This is a genomic window from Pedobacter sp. AC212 (assembly GCF_979258625.1).
Genome location: NZ_OZ409870.1, coordinates 1,598,473 through 1,623,639 on the forward strand (window position 1 = coordinate 1,598,473; position 25,167 = coordinate 1,623,639).

Sequence of the window (25,167 nt, forward strand, 5' to 3'; positions counted from 1 at the left end):
TATACAATGAAAAAGATATTTACAATAACATTCTTAAGCTTATTATTGGCTTTTGGAGGATGTAAAAAAGCAATAGATGAGCAGCCAATTTCGGAGGGCACTTTGAGTACGTTCCTGAGAAGTTCACTCGAAGCAGATGCAGCTTTGGCGGGTATGTACGGCGAGTTTCAACAAACAATGATGGGCGACGGCCAATACCAAAACCGCCAGATGTGGTGGGGAGAATCCAGATCGGATAACTGGGAAAGGCGTGATACCTATAGCGTAAACTCCACAGATGAAATTCATTTAAACGGACTCACGGCATTGAATACCTGGGCTGACTGGACTTTTTTATACAGTACCATTTCCAGAGCCAATTTATTAATCAAAAAGATTCCAGAAGTTAAAAATTATGCACCCATTGGTACCATTGGCGCTTTAACACAGGCCAAAGAAGCCAGTTATATGGCGCAATCTTATGCCATGAGGGCACTTTGTTATTTCTGGATTGCCCGGGTTTGGGGCGATGCGCCATTACGTTTGGAGCCTTATGAAAAACTGGGCGACCAGGCCGAACAAGCAAAAGATCCGCAGGCAAAAATACTTGATCAATGTATTAAAGATTTAACAACCGCATACGACCTTACCCTTAAAAATCAAACCCCGGTTACCTGGTATTTGGGCGAAGGTGCAATATGTTCCATTATGGCCGACTTATACATGTGGAGAAAAGACTATGCCAATGCCAATATCTGGTTTAAACGTTTGTTCGCAGCTAAAGCGCCAACGGGCAAAGTTTATAATGTATCGGGTACCGGAGCGGATGGTTCTGGTGGGGCCTTGACAGATCTTCAGCCAGGAACTACATGGAACACACAATTCGTAAATCCTGCAACCAGCGTGGAAACGATCTTTTATATCAACTGGGATTTTCTTGCAAATGGATGCGCCTGTATGGCCGGAACATCAAGAACCGATAATGAGCCTTTCATCAGAATGGCCGACCCCTTGTGGACCGATTGGCCTCGTAAGTCAGTTCAACTCTATGGCACAGTTTCGGCCACGACAGATTTACGGGTAAAACAAACATATAATATTACTTCAGCAACAAACCAGCCGATCAGGGATAGGAGCGTTTGGAAGCTATACGCCGGAAATTATGTTGCCCCAACAGCAACAGCCGGATACAATTTTACACCAACAATTTATAACAGCAGTTTACCTGGCACCAGAGAAACGAATGTTTATGCACCAATGTACCGTTTGAGCGGAATGTATCTTCTTTATGCTGAGTCGCTTAATAAAATCGGTGATAGAGCAAATGCAGTGAAATACTTGAATTTAATAAAAGCCAGAGCTGGTGTGCCGCAGGTGGTAGCTACCTCTTTTACGGAAAGTACGCTCGAGATGGAAATTTTGCAGGAAAGACAGTATGAACTTTTTGGCGAAGGGGTACGTTGGTTTGATCTGGTTAGAACAGATCGCGTTAAAGAAGTAATGGATCCTATTTTAATTGCCCGTCAAAGCTCAAGAGGCAATCCGGCAGTAGGCTGGGGTAGCGATAAAAGAAGATATTACTGGCCATTGGCAACAAGGGTGCTGTATTCAAATAGTTTACTGGTTCAAAGCCAACCTTATTAATTAGAGAATTGAAAATGAAAAAGATAAATTTATTATTAATCGGTTTCTTAACCGTGGCCACCATCATTTCAGGATGTTCGATGTTTGGCCTTGATAAACAAGTAGATTATGAGTTTCAAAAAAATATACTTGATGCGCACATCAATAAATCGGCGAAACAGTATTTATTAGATCGGGGTAAAAATCCGGTTGTACCCAACGATACCATTTTTAAGTGGATGCAACTTGGTTTGGAGTACGCAGGTATTGATCTGGCCGAATACGAAAAACCCGGCCGTACCTTTGTTTTCTTAAAGAACGAAGCCATCCGAGTGTTGCCTACACGCACCACAAACGGAGTGGTAGTGACTACCAGTAATGTTCCAACTGCCGGCATGTGGTTTTCGTTTCCTTTAGTTAGTAAAAACACCGATGGTACTTTGAAATTAAAAACCGATGGTTCTGTAGATGGTGTTCCGGTTAAAAACTGGTCAGATTATCCTAAAGAAGATGTGAGAAATTTTTTCTTATCACTTATCGCAATCGAAAATTATGGGTTTGAAAACGGTACAACCACCAACTCTTCATTGCCTACACTTTTGCCCTCTGGCGCTAGTGCTACAGATAAGTCGCTGCTTGGATGGTACCTTGCCGGAACTACACCAAATTTAAATGTTTCCGGCGATCGGATACTCAACCGCGTAAATAGCTTAACACCAGGTCAGGTTTATGGTTTCGATCCGGAAAGCCGCCTGAATTTTAGAATCGTAAGCAGCGATTTTTCTCCATTAAGATATAACGATGCTACAAATGCAGCCACTGCCGGTTTACTCGCCACCAATGGCCAAATCCATGTATTCGGGGCGCTTATCTATCCGTGGAGATATTAATATGAATTTAAATTTGATGCCTGTTAAATCGGACAGGCATCAAATCTAAATCATCAGTTAACAAAATTCTTAAATTCATTTAGTGCTAATGATCAGATCGATTATTTTTCTCTTTGCAACTGTATTCTTGTTTTCATCAACAGCAACGGGACAAGAAAAATTTAAACTCTTAATTAATGATGAATCAACCTTGCAAGTTTTGAAAGAACAATTCATTTCAAAGTTAAGCAATGAACAAATTAGCCGGGCTGATCGTGCCCTACTAAAAGGGCCGTATTCAGTTACCTTCAAAAAAACTAAAATTGCGCCTTCTGGCGATATTCACGATTATTTAAGTCAGGCGCCTTATTGGTGGCCCGATCCAACAAAAGCTAACGGAGAGCCTTACATCAGAAAAGATGGACGTAGAAACCCGGAGATTTATAAACTCAATGATCGGGCACAAATTGGAGATTTGACTTCTACACTAAACGACCTGGCCCTGGGTTATTATCTTTCTGGTGAGGAGAAATATGCTAAAAGAGCCAATGAGTTGTTGGCCGTTTTTTTTGTTGATACCGCAACACGGATGAATCCCAGCCTTACCTTTGCACAATATGTTCCAGGATTAAATGACGGCCGTGGCATTGGCATTATCGAAACCCGCGGCTTGATAGATATTCCAGAAGCCATTGCGCTGTTGCAAAAGAGTAAATCCTTAAATCCGGAGACGGTAAGCGGCGTGAAGAACTGGTTCAGTGCTTATTTAAAGTGGTTAACCGATAGTGCCAATGGCAAAAGCGAAAGGTTGGAAAAAAATAATCATGGTACCAATTATGATTTGCAGGTAATCGATTTTGCCTTGTTTCTGGATAACAAAGAATTGGCTAAAAGAACGCTTACCTCCATCACCATTCCCAGACTTGATGTGCAATTTGATACCGATGGTCGCCAGCCTTTAGAAACTGCCCGGACTAACTCCTGGGATTATGTAAATATGAATCTTGATGCATGGATGAAGATAGCCAAGCTGGCTCAGCATGTTGGCGTAGACCTGTACCATACAAAAAACAAGAATAATGTTGGTTTGCAGAAAGCTGTAGAATGGCTCATCCCATATTTGGAAGAAAAGAAGAAATGGCCATATCAGCAGTTGAATAAGTTCAACAAAGATCAGGCATTGTCCATTGTTCAAAGAGCAACCAAAGTGTATCCTTCACTAAAATAATTGCTAATGAACAACTAACTTACAATCGACCAATATCTTCTGATAATCGTTTGTGTCAATATTTCTGTTTAAAAGCTGCAAAAGAAGTTTCATTGCATTTTCGCCTACAGATTCAGGATTTTCTTCAATAGAAGCAACCGGAGGCGAATTAAAATAGCTGATAAATGAGGTATTGCCAAAACCGATGCATTCCAATTGTTGAAAGTTTGGATGGTTAACCGAACGAAGATATTTCATCGCATCAAACAAAATCGGCTCTTTAAAGGCCACTAGTGCAGTGGGTATTTTATCTTCAGATGAAAACAAATTTTTGATTGCGGTAATAGTACTTTCTTTATCAAAATCAGTATAAGCCACGAGTTCTGCAGAAAAGGGAATGCCATGGTCTTTAAGCGCATGAATGTAACCATTAAATCTATCATGGGTAAAGCTGATCATTTTCGGTCCACCCAAATAGGCGATATTTTGATGCCCCCGCTCGATTAGAAATTTGGTAGCTTGATAGGCACCCTGAAAAGTATTGCACAAAACCTTGTGGCAACTGAGGTTAAAACTAGGATTCCGGGTGTAGTAAACCACAGGGGTGCCCATTTTTTCAAACTCGTTAAAATGAGAGAAATCTTGAGTGTGTTTGGAAATGGCTACAATTAATCCATCCACACGGGTTTGCAGCAACATGTTGGCAGATTGGATTTCTTTTTCTAAACTATCGTGCGACTGGCTGATAATTACGTTATATCCATGTTTTGAAGCAAATTGTTCCAGGCCATAAACACTTCTGGTAAAAAAGTGGTCAAGCAGATTTGGTAAAATAATACCAATAATTTTCGATCGTCCCTGTTTAAGGTTAATGGCCGATTTATTTGGCGTAAAGTGTAATTCAGTAGCCAGATCCTGAACACGCTTTTTAGTAAATTCGTTTATAGTAGGATAATTATTTAATGCCTTAGACACTGTCGATATTGACATCTTTAATTTTTCTGCCAAATATTTTAAGGTTACCGGGGGTATTCTGCATATAACTTAATAATAGGGTACTACATAGTTAAGCAAAAATCAGCTATTATTTCAAACGTTTGAAATATAGTTTAAACCCATTTTAAGCGTTTATTGTTAATCAGGCTTGAAAATTTCTTATTTGCTTCCATAAATTAGATTTATTAAAGAAAACTAACCAAATAAACATGAAAAAAAATTACTCTACTCAGCATCAGCTGTCGCCTTGCTTTTCTTTGAAATGCAAGAGTTTCAACAAAAAAAAGAGCATCAAAATCTCTGGTATATGCCATTCTAGTCATATCCATTCATTTTAAAAAGCAGACTATTTAGGCACAATTAAATAGCCTGAAGCTCATGCAATCAATTTATTCCACAAAAACTTATTAGGCTATTGCCATAGTAAGAGTGGCATTGGTATGCATTAGGTTTCACTAAACAGATTAATATCGATATAAATTATGAAGAGATTTTATTTTCTTTTGAGCGCTTTAGCAGCTAATATGATTAATCCTTTCCCAAAGGCAAAGATTATAGCTGTTATTGCATTTACGCTACTTATTAATAGTACAGCTTTTGCTCAAAGCACTGTGACAGGGACAGTTAGAGATGAAAAAGGCATCACCATGCCTGGTGTAAGCGTTAAAGTAAAGGGATCTCAAATTGGTGCGGTTACAGATGAAAGCGGGAGATATACCATTAGAACGACTTCCCCAGGTGCTGTGCTGGTATTCGCATACATTGGTTTCGCAAGCAAAGAAGTCGCCGTAGCAGGGAAAACCACAATTAATGTGAGCCTTGCTGATGATTCGCAAGGCCTAAATGATGTTGTGGTAATAGGTTATGGAACGCAGAAAAAAGTAAACTTAACCGGTGCAGTAGCACAGGTTGATGGAAAACAACTTCAAGATCGTCCGGTGCCAAATGCAATTGCGGCATTACAAGGGATATCGCCAGGAGTTACCATTACCCGGGGTAGTGGTAAACCTGGTGCTGAAGGATTGGGGATTAGAATCAGGGGCTTTTCTTCTGCAAATACTACAGCAGCACTAACCTTGGTTGATGGTGTGGAAATGGATCTGGCCTTAATCAATCCTGATGATATCGAGAATATTTCGGTGTTAAAAGATGCTGCTGCCGCCTCAATTTACGGCGCACGTGCGGCCGGTGGTGTAATTCTGGTGACCACAAAAAAGGGTGCAAGTGGCAAAACACGCATCAACTTTAGTAATAACTACAGTTTAAACATTACCGCAAGACAACCGCAAAGGCTTAACTCTTGGGATGAACAAACTTTAATTGATGAGGCACGGTTAAATGCAACTGGCGCCAGAGAGTTTACTCCTGAGCAAATTGAGTGGCTTAAAAATCCCAACTTTAATTATCGCGAAAACCAAACCGCCGATCGCTGGGATTACTACGATAATACCAACTGGATTAAAGAAGGTATGGATAAGGTTAATGCCTCACAGAAATATAATTTATCAATTGGAGGAGGAAAGCAAGAGTTAAATTACCTATTGTCTGGCAGTTATTTTAAAAGAGACGGTGTAATGCGTTTCGGTCCTGATGACAACTCTGTTAAAACAATGCGCCTTTCTGTAAACTCGGAGATCAACAAATATTTATCTGTTGGAGCGATTTTGAGTTATGCCGGATCTCAGGTAAACGAAAATTCTTACAGTACGGGCAATATTATCGATTTGCTTTACCGCGTACGTACCAGACAATCGCTGTATGTACCAAAAGAAGATGTAACAGGGAATATCTACAATGGTGATTTGCAATTAAACCCTGTTGATATTGAAAAAAATGCAGGTTTTCAAAGAAGTGACTTCGATAACTTCGTTGGAAAGATAAATATCACGGCCAAAAATTTCGTTAAAGGCCTTACTGTAGATTTAAACGCTTCACGTAATTACGGTTTCTATAATTATGAATCGAATAAAAGAACTTTAAACTGGTATGGAAGAAGTACCAACACCGTTCGTAATACGCTTAATGCGTTAAATCAGCTCGATTTGACCAAAAATAAAAGTTATCAGGATAATTTAACCGGCCAAATTTCGTACGATTTACAGCTTAACAAACACAGCTTTAAAATTTTAGGTGGTGCTTCTTTTGAACAGTATAAAAAAGACGAATTCTCTGCCAGTGCAACTGGAATGGTAACGAACGATTTCTTTAGTTTAAATTTTGGTGATGCTGCAACTAAAACCAATAAAGACAAAGTTGAAACCTGGGCTTTTGGTTCTGTTTTCGGCCGTTTCAATTACAATTACGATGAAAAATACTTATTTGAAGCCGTAGTTCGTTACGATGGAAGTTCGAGGTTAGCGCCTGAAAATCGTTTTCAGGTCTTCCCGGCATTCTCAGCTGGATGGAGAATCAGCGAAGAGCAATTCTTCAAGGATAATGTGCCTTTTGTAAGCAATTTAAAACTTAGAGGCTCCTGGGGACAGGTTGGTAACGGTGCTGTGTTAGGTTTCTACGACTATTTTCCTTTGATCACCAGCGGCATCGGGATTGACAACCAGAACAGAGTAATCTTTAACGGTTTGAAAACCCAGTATCTCTATCAAAACCAATTGGCTTCGGCTAATAAAACCTGGGAAACCGTTCAGTCGAGCAATATTGGGATTGATGCCGGCCTTTTCAAAAACAAGCTAACCTTAACAGCAGATTATTATGTAAAATATAATAAAGATATGTTGGCCGATTTATTTCTGCCAAGCACCATCGGTGTAAATGTGCCAAAATTAAATGTGGGCGAACTTAAAAGCTGGGGTTGGGAGCTTGAATTAAAATGGAGAGATACCTTTAAAAATGGTGATTATAGAATAGGATTTAACGTTGCTGATAATCAAAATGAAGTAACTAAATATGATGGCCGAAACTCAGTAGCGAATGCCGGTGTGGTAGAAATTTTACAGGGCTATCCGCTAAATACCGTTTGGGGTTATAAAACTGATGGATACTTTCAAACGCAAGCAGAAGCAGATGCTTACAAAGCAAGGGTGAGATATCCGTTCTTTGCCAATCCTGCTGCAGGTGATGTGAAATATCTGGATTTAGACGGCAACGGAGTGATTGATGCGGGTGGTGGTACGCCAACCAATTCAGGAGATTTGGTAAACCTTGGTACCACTAACGCCAGATATACTTTTGGCCTGGATTTAGGCGCATCCTGGAAAGGATTTGACATCACCGTATTTTTTCAGGGCGTTGCAAAAAGAGCTTTCTTGATCGATGAAAATACATTATCTCCGATTTTAGGAACTGCGAACATGCCATGGTCAATTCACCTGGATCGATGGTCGCCAGAAAACCCCAATGCGTTTTTTCCACGTATGTTTCAAACCAGTGCCCATAACTTCAGGCCATCAGATAAATGGGTGCAGAATGGAAATTATATCCGCCTGAAAAATCTAACACTAGGGTATAACTTCAAACCACAAAATAAAATTTTCCAAAACTTAAGGGTTTATGTAGCAGGGCAGGATTTGTTTGAGAAAACAGATGTGCTAAGTGTTTTCGATCCGGAAGTTGGAAATGATGTAAGTGCACAAGCATACCCTTTCTACCGTTCTGTATCGTTCGGATTAAATATTACCTTATAAAATGATTGATATGAAAACAACATATAAAGTATTTTTTGCAGCCATATTAATTGTGTCGACATTTAATGCATGCAATAAGCTAGATCGGTTACCGGAAACAGAATTAACAGATAATACCTTCTGGAACACCGAAAGTGATTTAATGAATGCCGCAAACCGGATGTATCAGCAATTGGCCGGATACACCATAGATAACCGGGCAGATGACAATGTTAACCAAGGCGGCCTTAACCAGGTGAGCAATGGAAACCGCGGCGTACCGGGTACTAGTGATGACTGGAGAGTACCTTACCAGCATATTTTTACGGCCAACAATATTTTAGAGAAAGGCACAAAAGCACAGGTTAGTGATGCCATTAAAAACCGTTATTTTGCCGAAGCCAGGTTTTTCAGAGCTTATGCTTATTTTAACCTTGTTCAAAAATATGGCAATGTGCCCTTAATTTTGAAAACACTTGGCGTTGATGCGCCAGAATTATCAATGCCAAGTACAGAACGTTTACTGGTTGTACAGGCGATGTATGATGATTTGGATTTCGCAGCAACCTGGTTGCCAACACGGGCCGCATTACCTGCATTACAATATGGCCGGGTGACCAAAAGCGCTGCCTGGGCCTTAAAAGCACGTATTGCTTTAAATGAAGGTACGCGTATGAAGTTCTTCGGAATTGCCGATTATCAAAAGCACCTTCAAATCGCAGTTGATGCCTCTACACAGGTAATGGGGCAGGGTCACCGTCTTTTTGCCAGCTATCAGGGCATGTTTACCCACGATGGTGAAGGCGCAGCCAATACTGAAAATGTTTTTGTAAAATTATACGGAGGTACATCGGCTATCGGTTTGGTGCATAACACTTCCCGCGATTTGGAAAACGGTAGAATTGCACCGACAAGAAACCTGATCCGCATGTTTTTATACCGAGATGGCTTGCCTGCTTTTAATACCGATAATTCTCCATCGGCATCCAGATCTCCATTGTTTGTTAATGAAGCAGCAGAAACATCATACAACACGATTTTGGATAATCGTGATCCCCGAATTACAACGTTGGTGTTCAGAAGTGGAGAACAAGCTTACCAGCGCCCATGGGTTCCGGGTACTTCCTTAGGCTCAAGATCGGCATTTGCCGCCAAAAAAGGGTTTAATGCTCAAGATTGGACCACCAATAATAATTCAACAGTACACAAACCACTTATCCGCTACGCGGAAGTTTTATTAACCTACGCAGAAGCTAAATATGAGTTAAATGAAACCATTTCTGATGCTGATCTGGATTTATCCATTAACCTGATCAGAACCAGGGCTGGTTTAAATGTACGCTTAACAAATGCTTTCGTTGCAGCAAACGGACTGAGTATGCGTGAAGAGATCAGAAGAGAAAGAACAGTCGAATTATCATTAGAAGGTTTTAGATATGGAGATTTAATCAGGTGGAAAACCGCAGAATCCGTGTTGCCAAAAGCTTTGCTCGGTGCCAAATACAATGCTGTTGAATGGGTAGGAACGCTTCCGGCAACCTTAGTTTTAAATGCCGATGGTGTTTTAGTAGTAGAAGCCGCCAACAACAGGGCATTTAACCCACTCAGAGATTATTTATATCCCGTTCCCTTACAGGAAATTAGTTTGAGTGGAAACAACATTAAGCAAAATCCAAACTGGAATTAAAAATATAATTATGAAATTATTACACATCAAGTTTTTGACAGCAATCTTGTTTAGCACTGCATTGTTTTCAAGTTGTGATAAATTAGAAACAGATCCTGTTGGCGTACCAGAATTAGAGAATTATTATTATGCAGGCTTTTTCTCTATCCCATGGAACAACACCGCTACAGCATCTGTACTTAGAAACCAAACTGCTCTGATCAAATTTCCGGTGAAGTTCCATTCTTCCTACCTGCGTGATTATGATCCTGCCGCACAATATGCACTTGTTACCACCGGAATTACCAACCCTGCTGTTGTAGGGCAAGATTTTGAAGTAGTTGATAGAAGCGGAAACAAAATTACTTCGCCTAACGGAGTTTATTCTTTGGTATTTCCAAAGGCCGAAACTAAGATTGACACGCTTTATTTTAAGGTGCTGAATAATCAGGCACCTGGTACACGAAGAATTGAAATTAATCTGGTTACCAACACCACACAACAATATACGGTTGGTACTTTCACTCAGGCATTCAAGCGATTTATTGAAATCCGTTAGTACTTTAAACAATTTAGAAGCTTATAATAATACCTCCCATGCCGGTTTCGGCAGGGAGGTAAATTAAATTTAGCGCAGACAATTTAAAACCATTCCCTTTCTATTGAAATCAATCCGATCCTGTTTATGCTAAAATTAAAATTTCTTTATTTACTTGCCTCATTGCTCTTTTTTGCTTCCTTTTCCTCTGCTCAAATGGGTGGAAGAAAACTAATAAGCCTGAATGATCAATGGCAATTTCGTAAAGATGAAGGGCCAAATCAAAATATAAACATTCCCCATACCTGGAATGTGCAAGATGTACTGGATGATGAGCCCGGTTATTACAGGGGATTGGGAATTTACACTAGAAATTTAAAATTTGACGAATCGGCGAAAGGGAAACAGATTTTTTTAATCTTCAATGGTGTTGGCCAGGAAGCAGAAGTATTAGTCAATGGAAAATCGGCAGGTAAGCATATCGGTAGCTACAACAGATTTGTTGTAGCCATTACAGGTTTCTTAAATTTTAAAAACGATTTGTTGGAAGTACGGGTTACCAACCGCTTCAACGAAGATATTCCGCCCCTCACTGCTGATTTTACCTTTTTTGGAGGGGTTTACAGGAATGTTAATCTGCTGATGACCGATGCAATACATTTTTCGCAAAGCGAGAGCGGTAGTTCCGGCGTTTTCATTAATACGCCGCAGGTAACTACCAACTCTGCAACCGTCAAAGTAAATACTTATGTTAAAAATGATGCTGCAACAGATAAAAAGATAAGGGTTTTACAACAACTTTACGATAATGAGGGTAGACTTATTACCAAAGAAGTAGTAGAGGTCAATTTAAAAAAAGGCGAGAATAAATCTATTGTTCAAAACCTGAAATCTATTAAAGGCCCTCTTTTGTGGTCTCCAGAAAAGCCATATCGCTACCGTTTGGTTTCCCAGATTTTAGATGCAAAAACAAAAAAACCGATTGATCAGGTTTCGAACCCGATTGGCTTTCGGTGGTTCAAGTTTGATGCCAACGAAGGATTCTTTTTGAATGGTAAACCGCTTAAGTTGATTGGGGCAAGTCGTCATCAGGATTACGAAAACCTGGGAAATGCTGTTCCCGATGCACTTCAAATCAGGGATGTGGAGTTACTAAAAGAAATGGGCGGAAATTTTTTGCGGGTGGCCCATTATCCACAAGACCCAGTTATTTTGGAGGCCTGCGATCGGCTTGGAATTCTCGCCTCTGTAGAAATTCCGGTAGTAAATACCATTACCGAATCAGCAGCCTTTACCAAGAACTGTCTGGATATGCAGCGGGAAATGATCAGTCAGAATTTTAACCACCCTAGCGTAATCATCTGGGCTTATATGAACGAAATTCTATTGCGGCCAAAGTTTGCAGATGATAAGCCTCGACAGCAAATCTATTTCGATCACATCAGAGAACTGGCCGAAAAGCTGGATAGTTTAACGCGTAAGCTCGATCCATCACGATATACGCTACTGGTAAATCACGGCGCCTGGGATCTTTACAATAAAGTTGGCCTTACCAAAATACCTATGATTGTCGGCTGGAATTTATATTCAGGATGGTACTCGGGTGTGCCGGCAGATTTTGCTAAATTTCTCGACCGTCATCATAAAGAATTGCCAAACACGCCTTTCATGGTAACTGAATATGGCGCTGATGCAGATCCAAGAATCAGATCGACAGATCCTGTCAGGTTCGACAAAAGTGTGGAGTATGCCATAAAATTCAATCAGGTTTATCTCAATGCCATGTTAAGCAGACCCTTCGTGGCCGGTGGAATGGCCTGGAATCTGGCTGATTTCAATTCGGAAACCCGTGAAGAAACCATGCCGCATATCAATAACAAGGGTTTGTTAACCATTGGAAGAAAACCGAAAGACACCTACTTTCTTTATCAGGCTTATCTTTCAAAAAAGCCATATTTAACAATAACATCGGCTCATTGGAAAGACCGTACTGCCCTTGCTGATTCTGGTAAAGCAGTGAGTACGCAGAATGTACAAGTCGCTACCAATTTAAAATCAGCTGAATTATTTTTGAATGGAGTAAGCCTTGGGATCAAAGAAGCTGTAGATCATATTATAGATTGGAAAGTTCCATTTGTTAACGGCCTGAATCAGGCACGGGTAGTTTCAGGTAATCTGAGCGATCAGGCGGAAATCAACTTTCAATTGCAACCTTATTCTTTTACGGATAAAATTTCTTTCCAGCAGATGAATGTGCTGTTAGGTTCGAAAAGAATTTATCTTGATGATCAGGAACACCAGGTTTGGATGCCAGATCAGCCTTATAGAAAAGGATCATGGGGATATATCGGTGGAGAAGCTTTTAAAGGAACCAATAACAGAATAAGTTATGGCAGCGACAAAAATGTTCTGGATACTAACGATGATCCGGTTTATCAAACCCAACAGGTTGGTATCAAAGAATTTAAGTTCGATGTGCCAGATGGGGAGTATGAACTCACAATCCACTTTGCAGAATTATTAGGAGGAGCAACAAAAGAAGCTTTAGCTTACAACCTGGATAATAACCACAAAAAAGAAATTGAAGAATATAGAACTTTTAACGTGCTGATTAATGGCGATATGTTTATGCCGCATGTAAATTTAGCAACCGATTATGGTTATGCTACTGCAGTTAAAAAGAAAACACGAATTTCAGTTCAAGGAAATAAGGGTATTACCATTAGTTTCAATGCCATCACGGGTAAAGCGGTTTTAAATGCTATTCAACTCAGAAAAATTTATTAATTATAAAATGTATAAGTACTTAAAATATTCAGTTGTCGTTGCTTTACTTTTATCTAGTAACATTACTTGGGCGCAAAAGTCAGTTCGCCTAAACCAAAACTGGGAATTTCTGAAACAAGATTTGGGTGGAATCTGGGAAGCCGTTCGCCCCGTAGGGGTAGGGAATCCTGAATCTGTTCCACTTTGGCAAAAAGTGAACTTACCACATTGCGTTAATGCAACCGATGCGGTTGACCCGGATGTGAATTACTATCAGGGCCCGGCATGGTATCGTACGCAGCTTTTAGTAGAAAATCCATACAAAAATGGCAGAACCATTCTGCATTTTGAAGGCGCTGGACAAAAGACTGATGTGTACGTACACACTACAAAAGTGGCTTCACATGTAGGTGGCTATGATGAGTGGACCGCTGATATTACCGATGCGGTTGCGGCTTTCAAAAAAAGTGAGGCCTATCAAAAGCAGTTTAAAGGGAAAATTCCGGTTTCTATTCGCACTGATAATTCCAGAGATCTGGAGATGATTCCGTCCGATCTATCTGATTTTAATATTTATGGCGGCATTTACCGCTACCTAAATCTGGTTTACACGCCTGCACTTTCCGTTGATAAAATGTTTGTCAAGGCAGAAACTGATGCACAGGGAAAAGTAGCAAAGCTGAATGTAAAAGGCAGATTTTACAATCCAACAGGCTTATCGGATGCAACCGTTCAACTAAAATTAATAAATCCACTGGGTAAAGTTATCGCAAAACAGGATAAGAAGTTGAATAACTTGGGTAGCGACCTCGATCTGTGGACTTTCCAGTTTAACAAACCTCAACTCTGGACTGTTGATGATCCACTTCAATACACCCTTAGCTACGAAATCACTTCTTCTGCCGGAACTTATAAGGGTGAAGAAAAGGTGGGTTTCAGGCATATTAATTTTGTGGAAAAGGGGCCTTTTCAATTAAACGGAAAGCGCTTGTTATTACGTGGAACCCATCGCCACGAAGATCATGCTGGTGTAGCTGCGGCGATGACGGAGGATATGATTCGCACTGAAATGCAAATGATGAAGGATATGGGCGTTAACTTTATCCGTTTGGGCCACTACCAGCAATCTAAAATTGTGCTTAATCTTTGCGATAGTCTTGGCATTTTAGTTTGGGAAGAGATCCCGTGGTGCAGAGGCGGTTTGGGTGGTGATGTTTACAAAAATCAAGCCCGAACGATGTTGAAAAACATGATCGAACAACACTCCAATCATCCTTCTATAATAATCTGGGGCTTGGGAAATGAAAATGACTGGCCAGGCGATTTTCCGGAATTCGACAAGGAAAAGATCAGAACATTTATGAAGGAACTTAATAACATTTCTCATGAAATGGACGCTTCCAGATATACCGCAATCAGAAGGTGCGACTTCTGTGCTGACATTGTAGATGTGTATTCGCCTTCTATCTGGGCGGGTTGGTATCGTGGCGTTTACACGGATTATAAGAAGGCATCTGAAGATGAATTTGCCAAAGTAAAACGCTTTTTACATGTAGAATGGGGCGGCGATAGTCATGCAGGGCGCCATTCGGAAAACCCGGATAAAGCGCTGAGCAAAATCAAAACCGGCGGCAAAGCTGATGAAAGGGCTGGCGATGCCTCTTTGTATGGTGGTGGCGCCAGAATTTCCAAGGATGGAGATTGGAGTGAATCGTACATCACTAACCTGATTGATTGGCATTTAAAAGAACAGGAAAATATGCCATGGCTTAGCGGTACTGCGTATTGGCCGTTCAAAGATTTTTCTACACCTGTCCGTCCTGAAAACCCTGTACCCTACATGAACCAAAAAGGGGTAGTGGAAAGAGATTTTACCAAAAAAGAGTCTTACTATGTTTTTCAGTCTTACTGGATCCAGAAACCGATGGCGCATATTTATGGCCATAGCTGGCCTGTACGTTGGGGCGATGAGGGCGAAGAAAAAATGGTGAAAGTATATTCAAACTGTAACGAAGCCGAAATTTTCCTCAATGGCAAAAGTTTTGGAATCAAAAAACGCAATAGTCAGGATTTCCCTGCGGCCGGTCTGCGGTGGAACCTCCCTTTTATCAAAGGAGAAAATACGGTAAAAGTAATCGCGAAAAAGGGTAACGTTACGGTAACGGATGAGATTAAATTCAATTATCAGACAGAAAAATGGAGTAAACCTGCAAAGATGACCCTCACAAAAATTAGTCAGCAAGATGATGTGGCTACTTTAGAAGTGAAGCTGTTTGATAGTAATGGGGTACAATGTCTGGATGCCATGAACTGGATTAATTTCGGCCTCACCGGCGATGGTAAATTACTTGATAACCTGGGCACATCTTCAGGCGCTAGAAAAGTGCAGGCCTATAACGGTAGAGCAACGATAAAAGTCAAATTAAATAAAGGGAAAAGTATTGCCTCTGTCGTTTCAGATGGTATTCCTACAGTTTTCCAAGAATTATAAATGATGAAGAAAATCTTTTTTATATTACTAATCGCCGTTTCTTCTGTTGTTGGAACGGCATTTTCTGGGGCTGATCAGCATTCGGAAAAGGGGCCTTCCGATCTGGCAAAACAAGCGGAACTATTATTAAAAAAACAAATTTTGGCAGAGTCTGCATGGGCATTGACTCAGGCTCCGATAACCATTACAGCTTCATCTTCTCCCCGAAGTGCTGGTGGGAAGCATGATTTCTTTTCAGAGGCGGATTATTGGTGGCCTGATCCCAAAAATCCAGACGGGCCATACATCAGTAAGGATGGCTTAACCAATCCGGATAACTTTGTGGAGCATCGCAAAATGATGATCAGATTCAGCAAAATTATTGGCGCTTTGGCATCAGCTTATAAAATTACGGGTGATGAAAAGTATGTTAAACAGGCCCTCAAACATTTTCAAGCCTGGTTTATTGATAGCAATACGTTAATGAATCCGAACCTACTTTTTGCTCAGGCAGTGAAAGGTAGGTTCACCGGCCGCAATTATGGTATTATCGATACTATCCACCTGATGGAAGTGGCCCAGGGTGCTTTGGTGATGCAAAAAGCGAAAGCTTTCGATAAAGCAACTTTGTCGGGTGTTAAGAAATGGTTTGCAGATTATACTCTTTGGCTCAATACCTCTGTTCCCGGAATCCAGGAAAAAACTGTCAAAAATAACCATGCTACATGTTGGGCCATGCAAGTGGCATCATTTGCAAAGTTATGTGGCGATGAAAATATGCTCGACTCTTTGCGGGTGAGATACAAAACTATCCTGCTGCCCAATCAAATGGGGAATGACGGAAGTTTTCCATTAGAAATTGCCAGAACTAAAGCCTATGGCTATTCCATTTTTAATCTGGATGCCATGACAATGATTTGTCAGATTTTATCAACGCCGAAAGACAATCTTTTTAACTTTGAAACTGCTGATGGAAAATCAATTAAAAAAGGTATTGAATATCTTTATCCGTTTATTGTTGATAAGAGCAAATGGCCTTTAAAACCCGATGTAATGTACTGGGAAAATTGGCCGGTTGCACAGCCGTTTTTATTGGTTGGTGCGGTTCGGTACAATCAATCATCGTGGTATTCAGCATGGAAGAAATTAGATCACAAACCGCAGGTAGAAGAGGTAATCCGAAACCTGCCTATCCGCAATCCTTTAATTTGGTTATAGTATGAAAATTAAGATGATGTTATTATGTGCTTTGTCATTCAATTTGGCAAAAGCTCAGAAAGTTAATGTGAAGCAGGCTTTCGCCTCTGCTGCAAAACAAACCGATATATTAATTAAAAATGTTGATTCGGCCCGCCTGATAAAACCAAACCTGGTTTCACCACGAACAGTGGAGAAAGGGCAATTCAAAATGGTGGTTTCCAGAGATTGGACAAGTGGATTTTTTCCTGCTGAATTATGGTATTTCTATCAGTATACGAAAGATAAAAAGTGGTTAAATCTGGCTAGAAAATATACGGAAGATATCAAAAAAGAACAATATAACCGGGGAACACATGATTTAGGATTTATGATTTATGGTCCCTTTGGAAATGGGTACCGCTTAACTGGCGATACTGCCTATAAAGCGGTAATCATTCAGGCTGCAAAATCGCTTTCCACCCGTTTTAACAAAACTGCCGGAGTGCTAAAATCATGGGATCACAATGGCGACAAGTGGAAATATCCAGTAATTATCGACAACATGATGAATCTGGAACTCCTTTTTGAAGCCACGAAAATAACTGGTGATTCCTCATTTTACAAAATCGCTGTATCTCATGCGGATCATACCATTAAAAATCATTTCCGCCCCGATTTTAGTTCTTATCACGTAATTGATTATGATACACTTAAAAGTGGAAATATTCTTCAAAAGCTGACTGCACAAGGTTACGCCAATGAGTCTGCCTGGGCTCGTGGACAAGCCTGGGCGCTATATGGATACACGCTTTGCTTTAGAGAAACCAAAAATAAGGCTTATCTGGCTCAGGCGGATGGAATCGCTGGTTTTATCCTCAATAGCAAAGTTACCCCAGCTGATGGTATTCCTTATTGGGATTATAATGATCCGAATATTCCAAATGTTTCCAGAGATGCTTCTGCGGCAGCTATAACAGCTTCTGCACTGTACGAATTGGCGAAATACAGTGGAAATGCAAAAAAATATAAAGCTGCAGCAGATAAAATTCTATATTCGCTGAGTACAAAATATACCAGTAAAATCGGCGACAACTATGGTTTTATTTTGGAGCATAGCACCGGGCATCGACCAGCTAAATCAGAAATCGATGTGCCGATTAATTATGCTGACTATTATTATTTAGAGGCACTTCTTAGAAGTAAATAGAGTTGTCGTATTTCAACTAATTACATACATAAATATCCAATTGATCTGGTCGGAATGAGGCCAGTGAAAATAAACGAATAAAGAATGGCAGAAAATATCGAGCACCTGTTTTCGCTCAAAAATAAAGTTGTGGTGGTAACCGGGGCAACCGGGGTTTTGGGCGAAGCATTTATAAACGGAATTGCCTCCGCCGGGGCAACCATTGCTATTATCGGCAGAAATGAGGAAGTTGCCCGTTTAAGGGCCGAAACGGTTACAAATGCTGGTGGCAAAGCAATCTACATCCTTGCCGATGTACTTAATGAGCAAAACCTGATCGATGCGAATGCAGAGATTATCAGCACCTTTGGTCGTATAGATGCGCTGGTGAATGGTGCAGGCGGTAATATTGCGGAAGCCGTAGTCCAGCCTGGCAGCGATGTCTTTAATTTGAACATCTCAGCTTTGAAACAGGCCTTCGATCTGAATCTTTTTGGAACACTGGTACCCACACAGATCTTTGGTAGAGAAATTGCCAAGAACGGCGGAAGCATCGTGAATATTTCATCCGTTTCGGCAACACAGGCGGTAACCAGGGTTTTGGGTTATTCACTGGCAAAATCATCGATAGACAGTTATACCAAATGGATGGCCGTAGAGCTGGCCAACCGATATGGCGACAAAGTAAGGATGAACGCCATTGTTCCGGGCTTTTTTATTACCAACCAGAACAGAGCCCTTTTAACCAATGAAGATGGTTCATTAACGGCCAGAGGTAATGCGATTCTTTCAAAAACACCTTTCAAAAGGTTTGGTGCGCCCGAGGAACTGATCGGGGCATTGATTTATCTTTTAAGTGATGCCTCAAGATTTGTAAATGGGGAAAACATCACCGTTGATGGTGGTTTTGGTGCTTTTTCGGGAGTTTAAATTATGGAGATGAAATATAAAAAACTGGAACAAACCTGGCGCTGGTATGGCCCTAACGACCCAGTGAGTTTGCAGGATGTTAAACAGGCCGGTGCCACCGGAATTGTAACTGCTTTGCACCACATTCCACATGGCGAGGTTTGGCCTTTGGAAGATATCAGGGAACGCAAAGCGATTATTGAAGCTGCAGGTTTAACCTGGGCGGTAGTGGAAAGCGTACCGGTTCACGAGGCGATCAAAACCCGCAGACATGATGCGGAACACTACCTGGAAAATTACCGGATTTCACTGCGCAACCTGTCGCAGTGCGGCATCAAAACGGTATGCTATAATTTTATGCCTGTTCTGGACTGGACACGTACCCAGCTCGATCTGGAAATGGCCGATGGATCAAAGGCACTTTATTTCGACTGGATCGATCTAGCCATCTTTGATCTGCATATTCTGAAGAGAGAAAATGCAGAGGCTGATTACAATTCATCCATCCTCAAAAGAGCAAACGAAAAATTCGCCACGCTTAACGAGGCGGAACTGCAGGATCTGCGCATCAATGTCCTGATGGGCATTCCCAACGAAAAAGAAATTGAACTGGAAACCCTGAGAGCCAGCATAAACGAATATGCAGCAATCGGTACGCAGGGACTGAAAGAAAACCTGAAATTTTTCCTTAACGCCATTGCCGGAGTTTGTACCGAAGAAGGGATAAAGATGACGATCCATCCTGATGACCCGCCTTATCCAATTTTAGGTCTGCCACGGATAGCGAGTACGCTGGAAGATTTTGAATATATCATCAACGAGGTAAACCAGGCTTTTAACGGCGTTTGTTTTTGTACCGGATCTTTGGGTGCGGGAATGAAAAACGACACCTTGGCGATTTTTAACGCAGTTAAAGAGCGGGTTTATTTTGCGCATCTGCGCAATGTTAAAAAAGATGATGACGGCAGTTTCTACGAGGCCGACCATTTGGGCGGCGATGTAAACATGTTCGAGATAATGAAAGCACTAACGGAAGAAAATGCGAAAAGAGAACAGCCGATTCCTTTCCGTCCGGATCACGGGCACCAGATGCTGGATGATCTTGCAAAGCACACCAACCCAGGTTATTCGGCCATTGGGCGTTTACGCGGCCTGGCAGAACTGAGAGGTTTGGAATTAGGAGTAACCGGAAACTATTAGTAGCAGTTAATGAATTTGGAACGCATTAATAGGAGTATTTAAACGAAGATTTACATAAATTATCTTTAAAATTAATTTAAAAAAATGGCAGAAGTAAAATTAAATATCCAGCAAGGCGAACCAAGTTCATTCGATATCTATGATGAGGATGGGAAGGTTGGGGAGATGATCTTCGATATTACCGGAAAAGACCTGACCGTTTATCACACAGAGGTTGAGCCAGAAAAAGAAGGAATGGGCTATGCCAAAATGTTGCTCGATGCAATGGTAGCCTATGTTAGGGAAAACGGATTGATGATTATCCCAATGTGCCCTTATGTGCATGCTCAGTTTAAACGACATGAAGATTTGTACAAGGATATCTGGAATAAAATTAAAGAAGAGTAAAATTAATCGAATAATAAAAACCGAAAGAAGCCCTAACTGGGCAAAAAGCCAGGATTAAATTCACGGCAGGGGCGGCAGCGTAGGGATATCCTCATCATGAGGATATCTTATTTTTCATAATTTATGGTGGTCGTCCCCAGGTTTATCAAAACGTCTTGCACATATTCTAATGCGAACCCGCATCAATCAATTCCATACCGTTAAAGGTGTTTTTGAAAAACAGACAAACGTTTGCGTTGATTTTCTTCAGATCTTTTTACCATCTTACAACAAGTTATTTCAAAAACCTAAATCATCCGCTTTTTCTCGATCAGCATTGTTGATTGGAGTGAAGCGTATTTATTTGAAATTTGCGGTAATCCCTAGCTTTGGCTTTTTGTAAACAGGTTTACTGGCGTCATTGAGCAGGTAAGTCGTTGGGTGCTGGTTTCAAATATTCAGACCCTATTAAGGTATTTGAAACAGCTTCAAATAAAACTTAAAAGATGACACCTATCCCTAAACAGGTTGACGACAAGCGTTTCTTCGAAGTCTTAGATTTATGCTGTAAGAAGATCGAAGAGAAAATGGGTTCAAAACCAATCGCAGATTGGCGATCTGCAGATTACAATAATTTAAATAGTCAGTTAGGCCGGCAAACCAAAGTTTACTTAAGCGAAAATACACTCAAAAGAATCTTCGGAAGGTTAAAAACACCAACACGGTACTATCCTCAAAAAGCCACTCGTGATGCCCTTGCACAATTTATTGGCTACAGAGATTGGCAGGAGTTTGAGCTGATTAATCGTTTCTCCCCGTTGGAAACGCCAGCAGCTAAGGCAACGCTTAACGTAGATACCAAGGCTGTTGAAGCCACATCGCATAACAAATTTACTACACAAAGATTTCGGTTTTATCTTAGCCTAGCTGTCCTGCTAACGGTATGTTTAACTATTGCTCTCCTATATTATACCAAAAGTGAGGAAATTAAACCTGGAGAGGTGAAGCTGTTTTGTGAAAATCCGAATGGAGAAGTACCGCATACGGCTGTGTTTAAATTATCGCATAAGGGAACATTAAGCGAGGATAACCAGTTTGCCATAGATTTTATGGATGAGGGACCCATCACGCCGATAAAAGTAAACCAAGAGGTGGTGCAGTTTTTCAAAAATCCCGGAGTCGTTCATGTGCGCCTTTTGCACCATAATAAAGCGATTGATACCATCACCGTTTCTATGCAAACTAAGGGTTGGGTGGCAAATTCGGGAAATGACTCGTTGAGTGCTTTTCCAATTGCCAAGCTCAGGCCGTTGCCGAAAGATAGTCTCTATGTTTCCACTAGCCAATTAGATTCTGCAGGCCTCAACCTTTCTAAACCATTTTTAATAGGTTTTAGTAATATTCATACCAGTGAAGTGGATGGCGATAACTTCTCCTTTAGTACCTATTTACGAACTGAAGAAAGCAGACCAGGCATAGCCTGTATGCAGACGAGCATTCTCATTCTTGGAAGTGAAGGCCGGCACAGGGTGTTAATGGTCAAACCCAGTTGTGCGGCTTTTTCTGAGTATCACTTTTCTGAAGTTAAAGCCATGGGGAGTTCTAAAAATCTGAATAAAATGACTTACGATTTTGCCAAAGGTGGAAATGTAAGGCTTTTAGTAAAAAATAAGAAAGTCTCGTTATTTATCAACAATAAGCTGATGCTCAACAGTGCTTATAATCAGTCAATTGGTAAAATACTCGGCATTAAAATTCTATTTAACGGGGTGGGAATCGCAAAGTCTCCACAATTGTTCGATCTCAAAACCGGTGTTTCTTATTAATTCATCTCCTGCTACAGACAAATTAGTTCCATTTAATCAATTTTTTCCATTTTAAGCTGATTGTTCGGTGTACATTTTATTAAATATGCTGAGGTAACTATTTGTTTTTAAACGGCTTATCTGTACATTCTTTTGTCCTAAGCTTTGTATGTTCACTTTCTAGCTTTTCGCTTCAATAGCTTCTAGTTTTATAAATACTTCACAGAGCAAGTATTTAAAATAACACATAACAAGAAAAAATGGAGCGTCGAGATTTTATTAAAAACAGCACTTTAACTGCCGCTGGGCTTACGATTTTACCAGGCGGAACACTTTTTGCAAAATCAGATAACAACAAGGTAAAGCTTGGTTACATTGGTGTAGGGGCCAGGGGAATGAGTCACATTTCTGAAGGACTTTTACGCGACGATGTAGAGATTGTAGCAATCTGCGATACACAGGAAAGCTCACTGAAAATATGTAGATCTGCAATTGCCAAAGCAGGCAGACCCGCAGCCAAAGAATTTACTGGCGGTGTTGATGCTTATAAAAAACTTCTAGAGATAAAAGATATCGATGCAGTCATTATTGCTACCCCTTGGCAGTTTCATAAAGACCAGGCTGTTGATGCGATGAAGACTGGTAAATATGTAGGTTGCGAGGTAATAGCAGGCCTAACAGTGCAAGACCATTGGGACATTGTAAATACATCAGAAAAAACAGGGATGCCATACATGACCTTGGAAAACGTGTGTTACAGGCGTGATGTAATGGCTGCTTTGAACATGGTTAGGCAGGGAATTTTTGGAGAACTGGTTCACCTAGAAGGGGGTTATCAACATAACCTTAGAAATGTGCTTTTCAATAATGGAAAAGACTATTATGGCGGTGGAGTGGAGTTTGGACCTAATGCCAGAAGTGAAGCCCAATGGCGTACCCAATTTAATATCGATCAGGATGGAGATCTCTATCCAACCCATGGCGCTGGTCCAATAATCCAGTATGCAGATATCAACCGCGGCAATCGCTTCACCAACCTGGTGTCATTCAGTTCAAAAGCCAGAGGTTTAGCTGCCTATGTTGAAGATATGTCTCCAGGACATCAAAACGCTAAAATCAATTACAAAAACGGAGATGTTACCACCACGCTCATCAACTGCGCCAATGGCGAAACCGTAATGCTTAGCCATGATGTGCACCTGCCTCGCCCATATTCGATCGGTTTTAGGGTACAGGGTACAGATGGAATTTGGATGGATGTGAACAAGTCCATCTATATAGAAAAAAACTCCAAAGGCGATCACAAATGGGAACCAGTGAAAGAATGGTTTGAAAAATATGATCATCCACTTTGGAAAAAATATGAGAAAGAAGCCGTTGGAGCTGGCCACGGAGGAATGGATTGGTTTGTGTTCAACGGATTTATTCAGGCGGTAAAACAAAAAAGGCAAACGCCAATTGATGTTTACGACTCTGTAACCATGAGCGTAATTACCCCACTTTCTACCAAATCTTTAAAAGAAGGTAATATGCCTCAAAAATTTCCTGATTTCACAAAAGGAAAATGGAAAGATCGTAAAAATGTTTTCGCATTAGATGATAGTGGTTTTTAGTCGCTTAAGCCGGTCTTTCAGTCAATAATAAAAAATCAGTAATACATAATATGATACTAGAAGTTCTCAAGGCGTTTGGTCTGGACGGATCTGAAACAAAGTACCGTCTGTTCGGCGGAGGTTTAATTAATAACACCTGGAAGGTTAGTACCGCTGATCGAGATTTTATTCTTCAGCAAATCAATACTGATATTTTTGCTGCACCCGAAAAAATCATCGATAATATCGTTCGTTTGCAGCATTATCTGGAAGAAAAGGCACCAGAATATTTATTCGTGGGGCCAGTTAAAACTACTTCAGGCCAATCTGTGCTGCATATTGATGGATTTGCTTTCAGGTGTTTCCCTTTCATTCAGAAGTCAATTACTATTGAGAAGGTGGAGCATCCTAAACAAGCCTATGAGGCAGCGAAGCAGTTTGGGAAATTTACCTGCCTGCTGAACGATTTTGATGCCTCGAGTTTGAGTGTCTCTCTTCCAGACTTCCATAATTTAAATCTACGGGTGAGTCAGTATCAAAAAGCTGTAGAACTTGCCGATGAGACAAGATTATCATTGGCAGCAGGTGCAATTGCAGAAATTAATAGGCACATGGATATTGCTAATCTATATAATAATATCCTAAAAGCTGATATTCTCAAAATCAGAACATTCCATCATGATACCAAAATAAGCAATGTATTGCTACACGAAGACACCGGACTTGGGATGTGCATTATCGATTTGGATACGCTAATGCCAGGCTATTTTATTAGCGATGTAGGAGATATGATGCGGACCTATCTTTCACCAGTAACCGAAGAGGAAACCGATTTTAAGCAGATCGCTGTTCGCGTTGACATTTTCGAAGCGATTTATAGTGGATACATGAGCGAAATGGGCACGGTATTAACGCCTTCAGAGCAGCAGTTATTCATCTATTCAGGTCAGTTTATGATTTTCATGCAGGCACTACGCTTCTTAACCGACTTCTTAAACGGGGATATTTATTATGGTGCCGATTATCCAAATCATAACCTGAACAGGGCACAAAACCAGATCCAGTTATTGAATCGATACATCGATAGCATCCCTCGGTTCGAAGAGATTATTCAAGATAAAAACCTTAGTCAGCAAAACATTAACGGAAATCATGATGAAGAAAATCAAACCTAAAAATGAAATGTAATCCTAAAA

17 protein-coding genes are annotated in these 25,167 nt (G+C 40.6%); 16 read left to right on the top strand and 1 reads right to left on the bottom strand.

What is annotated here, in order from left to right:
- Positions 1-6 precede the first annotated feature (6 nt).
- The 3 genes from ACZZZC_RS06840 to ACZZZC_RS06850 all read left to right on the top strand — a co-directional run bounded on the left by ACZZZC_RS06840 (position 7) and on the right by ACZZZC_RS06850 (position 3,699).
- A complete protein-coding gene (locus ACZZZC_RS06840) occupies positions 7-1,623 on the top strand; it encodes a RagB/SusD family nutrient uptake outer membrane protein (protein WP_463486826.1) in 1,617 nt (538 codons plus the stop codon).
- A 14-nt stretch (positions 1,624-1,637) separates the two neighbouring features.
- On the top strand, positions 1,638-2,492 hold the full coding sequence (locus tag ACZZZC_RS06845; RefSeq protein ID WP_463486827.1) for a hypothetical protein: 855 nt from the start codon (positions 1,638-1,640) through the stop codon (positions 2,490-2,492).
- Between the two features lie 88 nt (positions 2,493-2,580).
- On the top strand, positions 2,581-3,699 hold the full coding sequence (locus ACZZZC_RS06850) for an alginate lyase family protein (RefSeq protein WP_463486828.1): 1,119 nt from the start codon (positions 2,581-2,583) through the stop codon (positions 3,697-3,699).
- A gap of 3 nt (positions 3,700-3,702) precedes the next feature.
- On the opposite strand, the gene ACZZZC_RS06855 is transcribed toward ACZZZC_RS06850, so the two are convergent.
- On the bottom strand, positions 3,703-4,686 hold the full coding sequence (locus ACZZZC_RS06855; protein ID WP_463486829.1) for a LacI family DNA-binding transcriptional regulator: 984 nt from the start codon (positions 4,684-4,686) through the stop codon (positions 3,703-3,705).
- A 470-nt stretch (positions 4,687-5,156) separates the two neighbouring features.
- Between ACZZZC_RS06855 and ACZZZC_RS06860 the strand changes: the two genes are divergently transcribed.
- The 13 genes from ACZZZC_RS06860 to ACZZZC_RS06920 all read left to right on the top strand — a co-directional run bounded on the left by ACZZZC_RS06860 (position 5,157) and on the right by ACZZZC_RS06920 (position 25,146).
- Entirely contained in the window at positions 5,157-8,315 is a 3,159-nt protein-coding gene (locus ACZZZC_RS06860; protein ID WP_463486830.1) for a SusC/RagA family TonB-linked outer membrane protein, read from the top strand.
- 10 nt (positions 8,316-8,325) lie between these two features.
- Positions 8,326-9,981, top strand: coding sequence for a RagB/SusD family nutrient uptake outer membrane protein (locus ACZZZC_RS06865; protein WP_463486831.1), 1,656 nt, complete (start codon positions 8,326-8,328; stop codon positions 9,979-9,981).
- Between the two features lie 10 nt (positions 9,982-9,991).
- Positions 9,992-10,519 carry a hypothetical protein gene (locus ACZZZC_RS06870; RefSeq protein ID WP_463485406.1) on the top strand — a complete coding sequence of 176 codons (528 nt, stop codon included), beginning with the start codon at positions 9,992-9,994 and terminating at the stop codon, positions 10,517-10,519.
- A 126-nt stretch (positions 10,520-10,645) separates the two neighbouring features.
- Entirely contained in the window at positions 10,646-13,285 is a 2,640-nt protein-coding gene (locus ACZZZC_RS06875; protein WP_463485407.1) for a glycoside hydrolase family 2 TIM barrel-domain containing protein, read from the top strand.
- 7 nt (positions 13,286-13,292) lie between these two features.
- Positions 13,293-15,755: a glycoside hydrolase family 2 TIM barrel-domain containing protein gene (locus tag ACZZZC_RS06880; RefSeq protein ID WP_463486832.1), complete on the top strand. Its 2,463-nt coding sequence runs from the start codon at positions 13,293-13,295 to the stop codon at positions 15,753-15,755.
- A complete protein-coding gene (locus ACZZZC_RS06885; RefSeq protein ID WP_463486833.1) occupies positions 15,756-16,952 on the top strand; it encodes an alginate lyase family protein in 1,197 nt (398 codons plus the stop codon).
- Position 16,953: 1 nt separating this feature from the next.
- The gene (locus ACZZZC_RS06890) at positions 16,954-18,120 is read left to right on the top strand and encodes a glycoside hydrolase family 88 protein (RefSeq protein WP_463486834.1); all 1,167 of its coding nucleotides are present in this window, start codon (positions 16,954-16,956) and stop codon (positions 18,118-18,120) included.
- 84 nt (positions 18,121-18,204) lie between these two features.
- A complete protein-coding gene (locus ACZZZC_RS06895) occupies positions 18,205-19,029 on the top strand; it encodes an SDR family oxidoreductase (RefSeq protein ID WP_463486835.1) in 825 nt (274 codons plus the stop codon).
- Positions 19,030-19,038: 9 nt separating this feature from the next.
- Positions 19,039-20,208, top strand: coding sequence for a mannonate dehydratase (gene uxuA / locus ACZZZC_RS06900; protein ID WP_463486836.1), 1,170 nt, complete (start codon positions 19,039-19,041; stop codon positions 20,206-20,208).
- 84 nt (positions 20,209-20,292) lie between these two features.
- Complete coding sequence (locus ACZZZC_RS06905; RefSeq protein WP_463485412.1) at positions 20,293-20,595, top strand: GNAT family N-acetyltransferase; 303 nt, start codon at positions 20,293-20,295, stop codon at positions 20,593-20,595.
- Between the two features lie 485 nt (positions 20,596-21,080).
- Positions 21,081-22,400, top strand: coding sequence for a hypothetical protein (locus ACZZZC_RS06910; RefSeq protein ID WP_463485413.1), 1,320 nt, complete (start codon positions 21,081-21,083; stop codon positions 22,398-22,400).
- Positions 22,401-22,639: 239 nt separating this feature from the next.
- On the top strand, positions 22,640-23,992 hold the full coding sequence (locus ACZZZC_RS06915; protein ID WP_463486837.1) for a Gfo/Idh/MocA family protein: 1,353 nt from the start codon (positions 22,640-22,642) through the stop codon (positions 23,990-23,992).
- Positions 23,993-24,042: 50 nt separating this feature from the next.
- Positions 24,043-25,146, top strand: coding sequence for a phosphotransferase enzyme family protein (locus ACZZZC_RS06920; protein ID WP_463486838.1), 1,104 nt, complete (start codon positions 24,043-24,045; stop codon positions 25,144-25,146).
- Positions 25,147-25,167 lie beyond the last annotated feature (21 nt).